Here is a 12,260-nt window from a genome sequence, read left to right as displayed (position 1 = left end):
AACTGTACACTTTTGTTTTCTAAAGATTCAAAGTTTTCTGCAATCCATTTTTTTGAATCGATGGTTTGCTGATTGATTTTTTCTTTTTATAACGCTCTTTATATTCAGTGAACATGCTGATATTCAGCAATATTCCCATACATCCACTCAGTAAAATGATAGAGGATCCCCCGTAGCTGATAAACGGAAGTGTAACCCCAGTGATCGGAATGAGCCCTGAAACACCGCCCAAATTAATACACGTTTGGATGGCAATCATTGAAGAAATTCCTATTGCAAGCAAACTTCCAAACGGATCTTCACACTTTCTCGCAATGTAAAAACCTTTCACGACAATAAAGCCAAGGAGAGCAAGGACAAAAAATACACCGAAAAAACCAAGCTCTTCCGAGATAATTGCCATGATAAAATCTGTATGCGGTTCTGGAAGGTATCCATACTTTTGTACACTCTCTCCAAGACCAAGACCAAAAAAGCCGCCTGATCCAATCGCATAATATGAATTAATCAATTGATGCCCAGAAGCGCCTGCGTCTTTAAATGGATCTTGGAAACTCTCAAAACGTCCAAGACGATTCTGCGTGAAAATTTTATCCCAAAAAAGAATAATAAACGGTGTCACAACAACCATCACCGCACTAAATAAAGCGAGCAGCTTGGCCAGCGTTTTACCGCTAAACCCTGAGCATAAAATCATCGCAAGGGCAATCATACCAATGATAAAAGCTGTCCCATAGTCTGGCTGCAAAATAATAAATCCGCATAGGATGGAGACAACCACAATTGGAGGTGTAACCCCTCTTAAAATATGGTCAATATAATGCTGCTTCTTTGCATAGACAGCAGCAAGATAAATGATGACAACGATCTTCACGAATTCCGCTGGCTGAAGACTAAAAGGCCCAAATTTGATCCAACTTCTAGCATTCCCTGCAATGTGACCGCCAAAGTACACATAAATGAGAGAAAACACAGATAGCAAAAGCATCACAATTTGGAATCTTTTATTTAAGAGCAGCTGATACGGAATGAGGGCTGTAAAAATCAAGATGACCGCCCCGACAATCATAAATAAAAGCTGTTTCTTGAAAAAATTATCTGGCGCAGCATCATATCTGATCACAGATGTAATCATACTTGAGCTATACACCATCACCAAGCCGAATGCGCTAATTAATATAATGGCGAACAATAATGAGTAGTCATACGATTTTAGCATTCTCTTTAACATATAATCCTCTTCCTAACGTCTATTTCTACTGCTTGATATTCTCTTCTCTTAGCTGTTCTTATTCTACTACATTTTCTCCGTTTGATCCCGTTTTACCTCTTTATATTGTTCGTCTTTCATGAGACAATCAAGTCCGTTTGGCATCAATCAAAATAAAAAGGCGGACAAAAAAACTCAAACTTATGTTGTGGAAGTTTGAGTTTTCAATCATTATTTTTTTGTGAACGCATCATGAAGTGCGGATAGTTCTCTCTCAAGTTTATCGAGTAGTTTTTTGCCTTCATGTTGATCAACTAATCCAAGCCGGACAGCGAAATCAATTTCTCTCGATAATCCGAACATTTGAGTATCTAAAACCTCTTCATAAAGAGGACATTGCGGCATCGTTAAGTTGTCCATTTGCACTTGGATCAATTTTAAAATTTTATCTGCATCCAATTTTAATAAAGCCAGTGCTTTTTGCCGATGATCGACTAAAATTTCTGACGCCAAAAGTATCCCTCCGTTCCCCAGGCGAGTACCTAATTCTTCTATTTATCATAAAGCGAAACGCCCAAAATTGCAAGCAGATTTGTACAGTTCGCTCTGTAAAAATAAAAAGAAGCCATTCGTTATTAAAAGATACTCATCTCATATTTTTCACTCATGAGCTCAAGCAGCTTAATACCCGCAATACTATTCCCTTTTTCATCCAAAGCAGGCCCGAATATACCTATCCCAAAGTCGTATGGCGCCGCCCCCATAATTCCGCCTGAAACACCACTTTTAGCAGGGATTCCGATATTGATCGCAAATTCCCCGCTCGCATTGTACATACCGCATGTGACCATAAACGTTTTACAAATTCTAGCGACATCTTTCGAAAGGATTTGCTTTCCTGTCTCTGGATGCCTGCCATCTAATGAAAAAACACACGCGATCTTCGCCAAATCCAGGCTGTTCATCATGACGGCGCACTGCTTCGTATAGACATCCATCACCTCTTCTACATTCCCTTTAATGATATGATATTGCTTCATATAATAGCACATTGCGCGGTTAATCATTGATGTTTCAAATTCGGATGCAGCGGTTTCTTTGCAATATGTAATGGTGGTGTCATTCGCAAGCTCTCTAATAAAACCAAGCAATCGGTTCAGCTGATCTTGCGGCGTTGCCCCTCTTATTAAACTTGTAACGGCAAGCGCTCCTGCATTAATCATTGGGTTAAGCGGCTTATTTGGGCTTGCTGTCTCTAGTTTAATCATCGAATTAAACGGGTCGCCAGTCGGTTCTTGTCCAACATATTGAAACACTTTTTTCGGTCCTTCTTCTGAGAGCACGAGTGCCAGTGCTAATACTTTTGAAATACTTTGCAGGGTGAATCGTTTATCAACATCTCCCGCTGAGTGGCACGTATTACTCACATGATAAACAGCGACAGATAAATCCGATTGATCCGCTTTACCGAGTGCCGGAATATAGGATGCTACCTTTCCATTTTTGGCCACCTTTTTTGCCTCTTCTACAAATCGCTGAAGCTCTTCATTGTCACGACATGCCATGCCCAAAATCCTCCCTATTTTTCGTCTAATCGTAGTTTGTACAAGGAGGTGCATGTTTATGAAAGTGACAAAGCGGGCGAAAACTTCTATAATTTATGTTGGAAAGGGGTTGTCTTGAACATGAGCATTATTCAAATCAAGGGGAACGTACAATACAAGATCACCATTGATCCGAGTGTATGGATTTTTGATGACCGTAAATTTTTAATGGATTCATTTTTTGAGAAAAGTGCAGCAAGCGAAGAGCAGCAGCTAGATCAAGAACTCGATCAAGAGCGGGTCATAAGAGAAGGTCAAACACTTCCACCCACATTAAAAACAGAGAAAAAGTACGAAAAAGAAAGACTTGTCACAGGCAGCTTCGGGATGAAACTTGGCGACATGATAAAAAATGCAGAACCGCTCGAACAAGCGGAGACGTGTGAATTTGTCACAGAAACAGAAACAATTGCTGTTCCGCTCTCTAAGGCGATGGATAGCATTGCCCATTTCAGCCAAAATGGAAAACCTATAACAGAAGAAGGACCAATCCACGTTTATTTCGAGGATCAGTCCAACATCACTCAGCCGATTAAAGGCGTCAAAGAGTTAATCATTACATAAGATGACGGGTCTGGACTATAATAAATCAGCTGCAAGCTGTGCAAGTCCAGACCTTTCTCCTTTGACAAGCTTGACATGTCCAGATATTTGCTGCCCTTTGAAACGCTCAATGACATATGTGAGCCCATTATTTAAGCTGTCTAAATAAGGGTGATCAATCTGCTCTGGGTCTCCCATGAGCACAATTTTACTTCCCTCACCAACCCGCGTTAATAATGTTTTTACTTCGTGTTTTGTTAAGTTTTGCGCCTCATCGATAATGATAAATTGATCAGGGATACTTCTCCCGCGAATATACGTTAAAGCTTCCACTTGAATTGAACCGATGCCCGCTAGTATCGCATCGAGTTCACCGGGTTTTTTTGTGTTAAATAAAAATTCTAGGTTGTCATAGATCGGCTGCATCCACGGTCTGAGCTTCTCTTCTTTTTCGCCTGGCAAATACCCTAAGTCCTTACCAACAGGAACAATAGAGCGTGCCACGATGAGCTTTTTAAACATGCCGAGGTCCTCTGTCTGCATTAATCCAGCAGCAAGTGCAAGCAGTGTCTTGCCTGTTCCCGCTTTTCCGATAAGTGTCACAAGCGGAATATCGCGGCGTAAAAGTAACTCAAGCGCCATCGTTTGCTGGACATTTTTTGGGCGAATTCCCCAAATATGTTCTTGGTCATAAATAAGCCGTTTCACATGCTCTGCTTTTTGATCAAGCATCCCCAAAGCAGAACCACCTTCATTTCCCTTCATAATAATAAATTGATGAGGGTTTAATGGCGTTTGGGTGACGTCTTTTATTGGTAACTGATTTTGCTTATAAAATGTATTCAGCTGCTCAGTCGGAATATAGAGCTCGTGATAGCCGTTATCAATGTCTTCATTTTGTAGCACTCGATCGCTTAAGAAATCCTCTGCTTGCAGACCAATGGCATCCGCCTTTACTCGCACCAGGACATCTTTGCTGACCAAAATAACAGGCCGGCCATCCGGTTTTGTTTCTTCCTCTAAGCTCAAATTCTTCGCAACAGCCAAAATCCGGTTATCGTTTGTTTTTTCGATGAAAATTTCTTGAAGTTCATGGAAAGAGCGATGATTCAGCTCAATACGCAGCGTTCCTTTTGACTCCAGCGTAATTTTTTCATGCAGTTTGCCTTTCGATCTCAAGCCGTCGATTAAACGTGAGACACGTCGTGCGTTTTGCCCAACCTCGTCCATATATCTTTTTTTCGAGTCTACTTCTTCTAACACTACGGCCGGAATCACGACCTCGTTGTCTTCAAATGAAAAGATTGAATTCGGATCCTGTAATAACACATTTGTGTCTAATACATAAATTTTACTCAGGTCCTTCGCCTCCTGATCGGGGTTTCATTCATCCTTGTCTTTCCAAAAACGATTGTTAAAATATATGTTTTCATGAATAAAGTTAGAAGGTTAATTCAACAATAAAATAAATCATGCAGTTTGTGAAGGAGGGAATACACATGCGACTATTTTTGACGTTATTCATGGTTCAAACCATTCTTTTATTAGGCGCTTGCCAACATCAAGAGAAGCCTTTGGCACAAGAACATCAAGACGGAAACAAGCATTTAGTAAGAGTATCAGACTCATCCAAGAAAAACACTGACAAAGCCCGCCCATCAACAGATGTGGCGCAGCACCTAGTGAATGTAACTGAGCATGTAGCAGATGTAAATGACGCAACAGCGATCGTCATCGGCAAGTATGCTGTCGTCGGCATTGATGTAAAAGATGATTTAGATAGAAGCAAAGTTGAAACCATTAAATATTCAGTCGCCAAAGCACTGAAAAATGACCCAGAAGGTGCGAATGCTGTTGTCGTCGCTGATCCAGATACAGTGAGCCGTTTAAAGGAAATGGGCAAAGAAATACAAGCTGGCAGACCAGTAAGCGGAATTATGGACGAACTAGCAGCCATTGTGGGCCGTGTTATGCCAGAAATGCCTCGAAATGAAATCGACCGTAACGAAACAGATCCGACGAATGATCCGAATCATCAGCTCAAACAACAAGATCAAAAGCAATTAGAAAAAAACCAAAACGATCAATCAAACCATCATATGAATCAGAAGAAATAATGAGAACGGCTTATATCTCTTGTGATATAAGCCTTTTTTATGCTGATTTTAAGTAGCTCAAAAAACATGCTATAATCAAGGCATGACCAAAGTGAGGTGAAAATGATGAGAGTGAAGTGCTCATTATGTGAAAAGCTTGAAACCATTAATGATGATACACTTGTTGCTAAACGGTTAAGAAATCGACCGATTCATACATATATGTGCGATGACTGCCAAGAAAGAATTAAAGTAAAGACAGAGGCACGCATCAAAACTGGCAGATTCTCTCTTTATCAAGATCCTGCGACGAAAGAGAAAAAGAAGAAAAAAGGAAAAAAAGAACAGAAGACATAAAAAAGACCTGACACAAGTTCAGGTCTTTTTTACGTACTCACTGTTCCTTCTTTTTTCGCACGATGCAGCCGTATTTTATAAATAATCAAAATGACAGCTGCCACAACCAGGCCTTCTGCTACTGGCAAGAAGATTCCTAGAAATGTGAGAAACGTGCAGCCAAAAATCAAAAACAAATAAATGACAAGTGCTTTTAAAATCGGTAAACGTCTAGCAAAGCCGAGTTTAAAAACAATAATCGCTAAAACAAGGATGGTGCCATATAGGAGCCACATCCCTGTTTGCGGATTTTCATCGACACGAAACAGCATCGCGAAAAAGGATAGATTCTCACTTACTTCCTGATCATTCAAAAAGATTCCCTCCCCTTATCTTTCAGGGTTCTATCTTTTTAATTCTTCATGGAATTAAGATAATCCTGCTAGCTTTTTCTTCTTTGCAGCTTTCTCACGTTCGTTTTTATCTAAAATTTTCTTTCTTAAACGGATCGATTCCGGTGTAACCTCACAGTATTCGTCTTCATTTAAGTACTCAAGAGATTCCTCAAGTGACATAATACGTGGTTTTTTCATGCTAACCGTTTGATCTTTTGTCGCTGAACGTACGTTTGTTTGTTGTTTCATACGGCTCACGTTGACAACAAGATCGTTTTCACGGTTATGCTCACCAACAATCATTCCTTGGTATACTTCAACACCCGGCTCAACGAAAATCACACCGCGCTCTTCAACGCCTTGGATTCCGTAAGCAGTTGCTTTACCTGTTTCCATTGAAACAAGTACACCTTGACGGCGTCCGCCAACTTGACCAGACTGCATCGGCTGGTAGCTGTCAAATGTATGGTTCAAAATACCAAAACCACGAGTTAATGAAAGAAATTCAGTTGTATATCCGATTAAACCACGTGATGGAACTGTAAAGATCAGGCGAACTTGACCGTTACCATTATTGATCATGTCAATCATTTCACCTTTTCTTGCACCCATTGATTCCATAACAGAGCCAGTATGCTCTTCAGGTACATCAATTTGAACACGCTCTACAGGCTCACATCGAACACCATCTACTTCTTTTACAATAACTTCTGGCTTCGATACTTGCAGTTCAAATCCTTCACGTCTCATATTCTCAATCAGAATTGATAAATGAAGCTCACCGCGTCCTGATACGACCCAAGCATCAGGTGAATCCGTTGGATCTACACGAAGACTTACGTCTGTTTGAAGCTGCTGTTCTAAACGCTCTTCAATTTTACGTGATGTCACGTACTTTCCTTCACGGCCTGCAAATGGGCTGTTATTGACAACAAATGTCATTTGAAGTGTCGGCTCATCAATACGAAGGATCGGCAAAGCCTCTTGGTGTTCTACCGGGCAGACTGTTTCTCCTACGTTGATGTCTTCCATACCAGATACTGCGACAAGATCTCCAGCTTTCGCTTCATTGATTTCCACTCGTTTTAACCCTTGGAAACCAAAAATCTTCGTCACGCGGAATTGTTTTACACTGCCATCCACTTTCATTAGAGCAACTTGCTGTCCTACTTGCATCGTTCCTCTAAATACACGGCCAATTCCAATTCTTCCAACATAATCATTGTAATCAAGTAGCGCCACTTGGAATTGAAGCGGTTCTTCATGGTTGTCGACTGGGCATGGGATATGGTTGACAATCGCTTCAAACAACGATTCCATGTTTTCATCTTGCTTACTAGCATCGTTACTTGCTGTACCATTGATTGCTGATGCATATACAACTGGGAATTCAAGCTGTTCTTCTGTTGCATCCAATTCAATGAACAAGTCAATGACTTCATCGACTACTTCAGCTGGACGAGCAAAGTCACGGTCAATTTTATTGACAACAACAATTGGTGTTAAGTTTTGCTCAAGTGCTTTTTTTAGCACGAATCGTGTTTGAGGCATACAACCTTCATATGCATCCACAACGAGAAGTACACCATCTACCATTTTCATGATACGCTCAACTTCACCACCGAAATCGGCGTGTCCTGGTGTATCTAAAATATTAATGCGTGTATCTTTATAATGGATCGCAGTATTTTTAGCTAAGATCGTAATACCGCGCTCTCGCTCTAAATCATTTGAATCCATGGCTCTCTCAGCGATATTTTCATTCGCACGGAAAGTACCAGCTTGATGGAGCAATTGGTCAACAAGCGTCGTTTTACCATGGTCAACGTGGGCAATAATTGCGATGTTGCGAAGGTCTTTTCGAAGTTTCACATTTTCATCTCCTAAAATAATTAGATAACTTTCATATTATATCACAATCCCCTTTAAATGCCGATCGTTTTTCTGTAAACTTATATTAACTCTAAAAAAAGGGATGGAGACAAATGAAACAAATCAAATGGCTTCTATTATTATGTGCATTACTTGCCGTCGTCAGTATGGCGTTTATTGGAGTGTCTGTTGCAGAAAAAAGCATACTGGGAACATGCTTAAGTATTGTGTTCGCCATGATTTTCATGGGTACAGGATTTACATTAAAACGAAAATTAAACGTACAATCATAAAATTTATGAAAAGCCTTTTACATTTTACATGTAGAAGGCTTTTATTTTGGGTAAAAACAAGACTAACCACCTATGTAACCCTAGTGATTCAACTAAAAACTTCATATAGAGTTGGCAAATATAAGCAATCTGAACTCTTCCATTTTTCGACAAGAACTTTTATAGTTCTCCAAAAACAAACACAAAGTTACATTTTTCCTATTCTTCCACAAAGTTTCTCATGGTATGCTGTTCTTGCAACAAAATTTAACAGAAAAGGGAGAGAAAAGAAGCATGAAGAAGTTTTTGAGCAAATCGCTCAGCTCTGTTGTATTTTTCGCTTTAGCTATCATTTTTACTTTCACAACAGTAGCTCCTGGGCAAGCAAGTGCTGCAACTTTCAAAGGGATTCCTTTTGAGCAGCAACAAATTATTAAAGATTTATTGGAGAAAAACGAGCGTGTTATCAGCATTCTCATCAATTCATTTGTTGAGGAAGACAACAACTACACATTTGATGTGAAAAAAGCTGTTGAGCTCGGTCTTACTGAAGAAGAAGCGGCGACTGCTGAGAAATTCTTAGATCGCGCAGCTGTTCTTACAATCGTTTTCAGTGAAAGCATCACTAAAAACGAAAAAGGAAAATTAGTTTTTGATGCAGAAAAAGCTGTTGAACTTGGTCTTACTAAAGAAGAAGCAACTAAATTCGAAAAGCTTTTCAAATCAGTGATCAGAATTGTTGATCTTGCTGGTGATGCACTTGTTCTAGACAAAAAAGGAAACGTTGTAATTGATTCTAAAATCGCTAAAGGTCTTGGATTCAGCTCTACTGAATTACTTGTTTTCAACCAATTGCTTAAGAAAATTCCTCAAGAGCAATTAAAAACGTTCTATGATGCAGTTCAAATTGCTAAAGAAAAATTGAACTAAGCTCAAAAAACCCCCATCCGGTTCATCCAGATGGGGGTTCTTTCTTATATCCAATAGATCAAGAGCATGATGAGATAGACGATACTAAAAACGATACTTGCCCGTAATAACAGTTTTCCATAGTAGCGCCTTTCAAACTTTCTTTTTTCTTCTTTTTCATCTATGAACGGTATGAAATCTGTTGACTTTGCAATAGAGACTGGTTCTTTCATTTCTTCATATAGATAACGGCATTTTTTGCATGAACGTAAATGCTCATCCACTAATTGATTTGTTTCTTCACTCGTGTCCCCTTCTATATAAAGTGGTAATAGTTCTTCAATCAAATAACAGCTCATTTGTTGAACTCCTCACAATGTAGCTTTCGTTTCAGCTCTAATCTAGCTCGATGAAGGGTTGTCTTTACTTTAGATAAGGTCCAATTCAAAATTTCCGCTACTTCTTCATACGATAATTCCTGAATATCTCTTAAAATGAGGACTTCTCGGTAAGAATCCTTCAATTGATTGATCTGGCTCCACAGCCTTTGAATATCAGCTTGAGTTTCTAAATGGTCTTCAGGTGTCATGAATATCTGCTGCTCTAAAAAATCAGCTTTTTCTACATCCGTAAAAGTTCGTTTTACTTTTCGGCGATAGTCGTTGACAAACGTATGATAAGCAATGGTGTAAAGCCATGTTTTAATGCTTGAATGTCCTTTAAAAGAGGATAATCCATGCAGTGCCTTGATAAATACATCCTGCGCAAGGTCCTTGGCTGTTTCGACATTTCCCGTTCTGCGATATAAATATTTGGTGATTTCCTGAAAATATTCTTCATATATTTTTTCAATTTGATTGGTCGGTCTAGACATCAAAAATAAAACCACACAGTCATCCAAATTGATAATACGATAAAAAAGAAGTATAACGAAGAAATAAACCACTTCATGCGTTTTAATTCGAGATAATCACTCTGATCCTCAGTGTGGGCAGGAGCAAACTCGTTTCCCTTAAAAGAATGCTGAAACTGCTTTTCATGCGTCTTCATCCAGTTAGAAGCCTCTTCTCCAAGCTCCCCTTCCTGATACAATTCATATAAGTCTTGAAAGATGGCTTGTTTTTCTTTATCTGTCAAAACGTTGCACCTCTTTTGTTCGTCCGTTTACTTCATATATTTTCCGCTCATTCGATCCGAAGGTTTGAATGATCACAAACCACGAAATGCTCATTTTTCCCTCTTTGTCGATCATTCTCACCGGCTTGATTTGTTTTTTATAGATGGCATAAGGTTCATACTTTTTGAGGATTTGCTGATAGACTTCATCACGTTCTTGATTCGATACCGTATGCGGTAAAGAAGAGTCTGATTGCCAATTCAACGCAATTCCATCGGCATCTCTCGTCACATGAAGTAAATGGGATGACCCGTGAAAAGTATATTGTTTGTGTTCACGAGATCCTGTTTCTGTCTTCACGTCTTTTGACTGTTTCCCTATCATTTCCAACAAATCTTCGTCACTGATATTTCCTTTTTTCTGTTGAAGAATCGCTTTTGATAGCTGTATTTTCAGCAATTCTTTCGTTGAACCATTAAACACAAATGTAGATTGATCGGCTGTCTTTACCTCCACTTCATGCTGCCACTGAAAATAAAAGCCATCAACGTCTGTAATCTGATAATCTGTTGGCTGTAAATTTAGCTTTTTATAAATACGATTTATTTTCGTTTTCATTTCTTTGTTTGATAAATTGATCCCGTCTATATCCTTTAATTGAAAGATGGCGTTCCCATATTGCGCTTGTCGAAGCGTCTCTTTTTTCCATGTGGCAAACGCTAGGCTCTCATCTTTATTCTGAGACATTTTTGGCAAAAGAAGAACGCTTGTCTCCCCGTCTTCTTTTTCAATCACTACATGAATGCGGTCTAGATCAACGGATCGGCCGCTTCTTTCAAAAAATTCAATGGTTTTTTCCCTATATTCTTTATCGGTCAAATGCTGACCCTTTGCGCGACCATTATAAAAATAGCTGTTTAATTCACCTGTAAACGCAGAAACATTCACTTCATATTGATCGGCTGCAAACACGTAGTTATCAGAGATCGGCTGTTTACTAGTCGTTGAATATAATGTAGTGTCCGATGGTACAAACTTTGAAGCGAATGCTTTTGCACTTGCTTCAGATAAAGGGCGATATTCTTCTGAGAAAGTATCTGTCAGTTCCGTTTTAGTAAATTGAAACATGATATGTGGGAGATTTAGGATCGGGTTCAGCATTAGCGTAAAAAAGACGACAATTCCCCAAGCACCCCACTGTCTCAACTTCCCCTTGTTTTGTAGTAACACACATAACAAATGTAATGTCATAAAGCTTCCTGCAGCCGCTGCTAAAATCACAATGGATTTAAACGAAGATTGTAGCTCATACTTCGAGATAGAAGGATAAAAAATATACAGCAGCGCAGCGAAAATCAGGCCATAGAAAAACAGCAATTCTTTCCACTTCTGATGCCAAAACAAACGAAAGAATAGGTGAAGTACCAAAGCGGCAAAGCCAATCATAAGCAAAATGATGATCAAATCTCTCCATATCAGCTCCGCATCACCGCTGAGAAAGAACTTTTTGCTCTCAACTAACACAATAAATACCGTTTGACATAAAGGCAGAAGTAACACAGATAAATCAAATGCAAAAAACATGCCCCTATTTTTTAAATAAGGAAGAGAAATCACATAGAAAAGTGATGCAAGCAAGACATATCCATAGATGAGAAATTGCATGAAATCTGTCAGCACTTCAAATGTTTCGATCGTATACTGTCTAGCTAGAACTTGGTGAATCATCTCAAGTGTCATACTCCCTAGCAGAACTACTCTTAATACGATTCCAGCATAAAATACATAACTACTCTTCTTTTCTTTCCATATGGGAAGTGTAATGAAAAGGACAAATAGTCCAAGCACACACCATTGAATCATGTGGATACTGTACTCATTTAAAATAAAAAACCTTTCAAAATGG

General features: G+C 39.2%; 15 protein-coding genes. 5 read left to right on the top strand and 10 right to left on the bottom strand.

Annotation, left to right across the window (positions count from 1 at the left end; genetic code table 11):
• Positions 1–19: 19 nt before the first annotated feature.
• The 3 genes from ftsW to glsA all read right to left on the bottom strand — a co-directional run bounded on the left by ftsW (position 20) and on the right by glsA (position 2,775).
• The gene (gene ftsW / locus ID12_RS11870) at positions 20–1,231 is read right to left on the bottom strand and encodes a putative lipid II flippase FtsW (RefSeq protein ID WP_008345051.1); all 1,212 of its coding nucleotides are present in this window, start codon (positions 1,229–1,231) and stop codon (positions 20–22) included.
• A 210-nt stretch (positions 1,232–1,441) separates the two neighbouring features.
• Positions 1,442–1,723 carry an Fpa/YlaN family protein gene (locus tag ID12_RS11865; RefSeq protein WP_003212509.1) on the bottom strand — a complete coding sequence of 94 codons (282 nt, stop codon included), beginning with the start codon at positions 1,721–1,723 and terminating at the stop codon, positions 1,442–1,444.
• Positions 1,724–1,845: 122 nt separating this feature from the next.
• Entirely contained in the window at positions 1,846–2,775 is a 930-nt protein-coding gene (gene glsA, locus ID12_RS11860; RefSeq protein WP_019743436.1) for a glutaminase A, read from the bottom strand.
• Between the two features lie 120 nt (positions 2,776–2,895).
• Between glsA and ID12_RS11855 the strand changes: the two genes are divergently transcribed.
• Positions 2,896–3,378 (top strand): hypothetical protein, encoded by a 483-nt coding sequence (locus ID12_RS11855; protein ID WP_050827233.1) that lies wholly within the window; start codon positions 2,896–2,898, stop codon positions 3,376–3,378.
• Positions 3,379–3,393: 15 nt separating this feature from the next.
• Here ID12_RS11855 and ID12_RS11850 read toward each other — a convergent pair whose 3' ends face one another.
• Entirely contained in the window at positions 3,394–4,716 is a 1,323-nt protein-coding gene (locus ID12_RS11850; RefSeq protein ID WP_007499837.1) for a PhoH family protein, read from the bottom strand.
• Between the two features lie 140 nt (positions 4,717–4,856).
• On the opposite strand from ID12_RS11850, the gene ID12_RS11845 reads away from it, so the two are divergent.
• Together ID12_RS11845 and ID12_RS11840 are read left to right on the top strand one after the other, a co-directional pair.
• Entirely contained in the window at positions 4,857–5,474 is a 618-nt protein-coding gene (locus ID12_RS11845; protein ID WP_019743435.1) for a YhcN/YlaJ family sporulation lipoprotein, read from the top strand.
• Between the two features lie 105 nt (positions 5,475–5,579).
• The gene (locus ID12_RS11840; RefSeq protein WP_008345063.1) at positions 5,580–5,810 is read left to right on the top strand and encodes a YlaI family protein; all 231 of its coding nucleotides are present in this window, start codon (positions 5,580–5,582) and stop codon (positions 5,808–5,810) included.
• Between the two features lie 29 nt (positions 5,811–5,839).
• On the opposite strand, the gene ID12_RS11835 is transcribed toward ID12_RS11840, so the two are convergent.
• Positions 5,840–6,121 (bottom strand): YlaH-like family protein, encoded by a 282-nt coding sequence (locus ID12_RS11835; protein WP_045034298.1) that lies wholly within the window; start codon positions 6,119–6,121, stop codon positions 5,840–5,842.
• A gap of 96 nt (positions 6,122–6,217) precedes the next feature.
• Entirely contained in the window at positions 6,218–8,056 is a 1,839-nt protein-coding gene (gene typA, locus ID12_RS11830; protein ID WP_008345068.1) for a translational GTPase TypA, read from the bottom strand.
• Positions 8,057–8,169: 113 nt separating this feature from the next.
• Between typA and ID12_RS11825 the strand changes: the two genes are divergently transcribed.
• Together ID12_RS11825 and ID12_RS11820 are read left to right on the top strand one after the other, a co-directional pair.
• On the top strand, positions 8,170–8,349 hold the full coding sequence (locus ID12_RS11825) for a DUF5325 family protein (RefSeq protein ID WP_008345070.1): 180 nt from the start codon (positions 8,170–8,172) through the stop codon (positions 8,347–8,349).
• Positions 8,350–8,622: 273 nt separating this feature from the next.
• Positions 8,623–9,258 carry a hypothetical protein gene (locus ID12_RS11820; RefSeq protein WP_035700632.1) on the top strand — a complete coding sequence of 212 codons (636 nt, stop codon included), beginning with the start codon at positions 8,623–8,625 and terminating at the stop codon, positions 9,256–9,258.
• 44 nt (positions 9,259–9,302) lie between these two features.
• Here ID12_RS11820 and ID12_RS11815 read toward each other — a convergent pair whose 3' ends face one another.
• From ID12_RS11815 to ID12_RS11800, 4 genes are read right to left on the bottom strand one after another with little or no spacing between them, the layout of a single operon-like run.
• Complete coding sequence (locus ID12_RS11815; RefSeq protein ID WP_017359388.1) at positions 9,303–9,596, bottom strand: anti-sigma factor family protein; 294 nt, start codon at positions 9,594–9,596, stop codon at positions 9,303–9,305.
• Positions 9,593–10,111 (bottom strand): RNA polymerase sigma factor, encoded by a 519-nt coding sequence (locus ID12_RS11810; RefSeq protein ID WP_035701060.1) that lies wholly within the window; start codon positions 10,109–10,111, stop codon positions 9,593–9,595. Before ID12_RS11810 ends, ID12_RS11815 begins: the two co-directional genes overlap by 4 nt.
• Positions 10,111–10,374 (bottom strand): hypothetical protein, encoded by a 264-nt coding sequence (locus tag ID12_RS11805; protein WP_017359390.1) that lies wholly within the window; start codon positions 10,372–10,374, stop codon positions 10,111–10,113. The genes ID12_RS11810 and ID12_RS11805 overlap by 1 nt, the downstream gene beginning before the upstream one ends.
• On the bottom strand, positions 10,364–12,217 hold the full coding sequence (locus tag ID12_RS11800) for a hypothetical protein (protein WP_234717147.1): 1,854 nt from the start codon (positions 12,215–12,217) through the stop codon (positions 10,364–10,366). The genes ID12_RS11805 and ID12_RS11800 overlap by 11 nt, the downstream gene beginning before the upstream one ends.
• Between the last annotated feature and the right edge of the window lie 43 nt (positions 12,218–12,260).

The sequence above is a fragment of the Bacillus altitudinis genome (assembly GCF_001191605.1).
Classification (GTDB): Bacteria; Bacillota; Bacilli; order Bacillales; family Bacillaceae; genus Bacillus; species Bacillus altitudinis.
The sequence above is the reverse complement of the archived record's forward strand: the minus strand, read 5'-3'. Positions and strand labels throughout refer to the sequence as shown.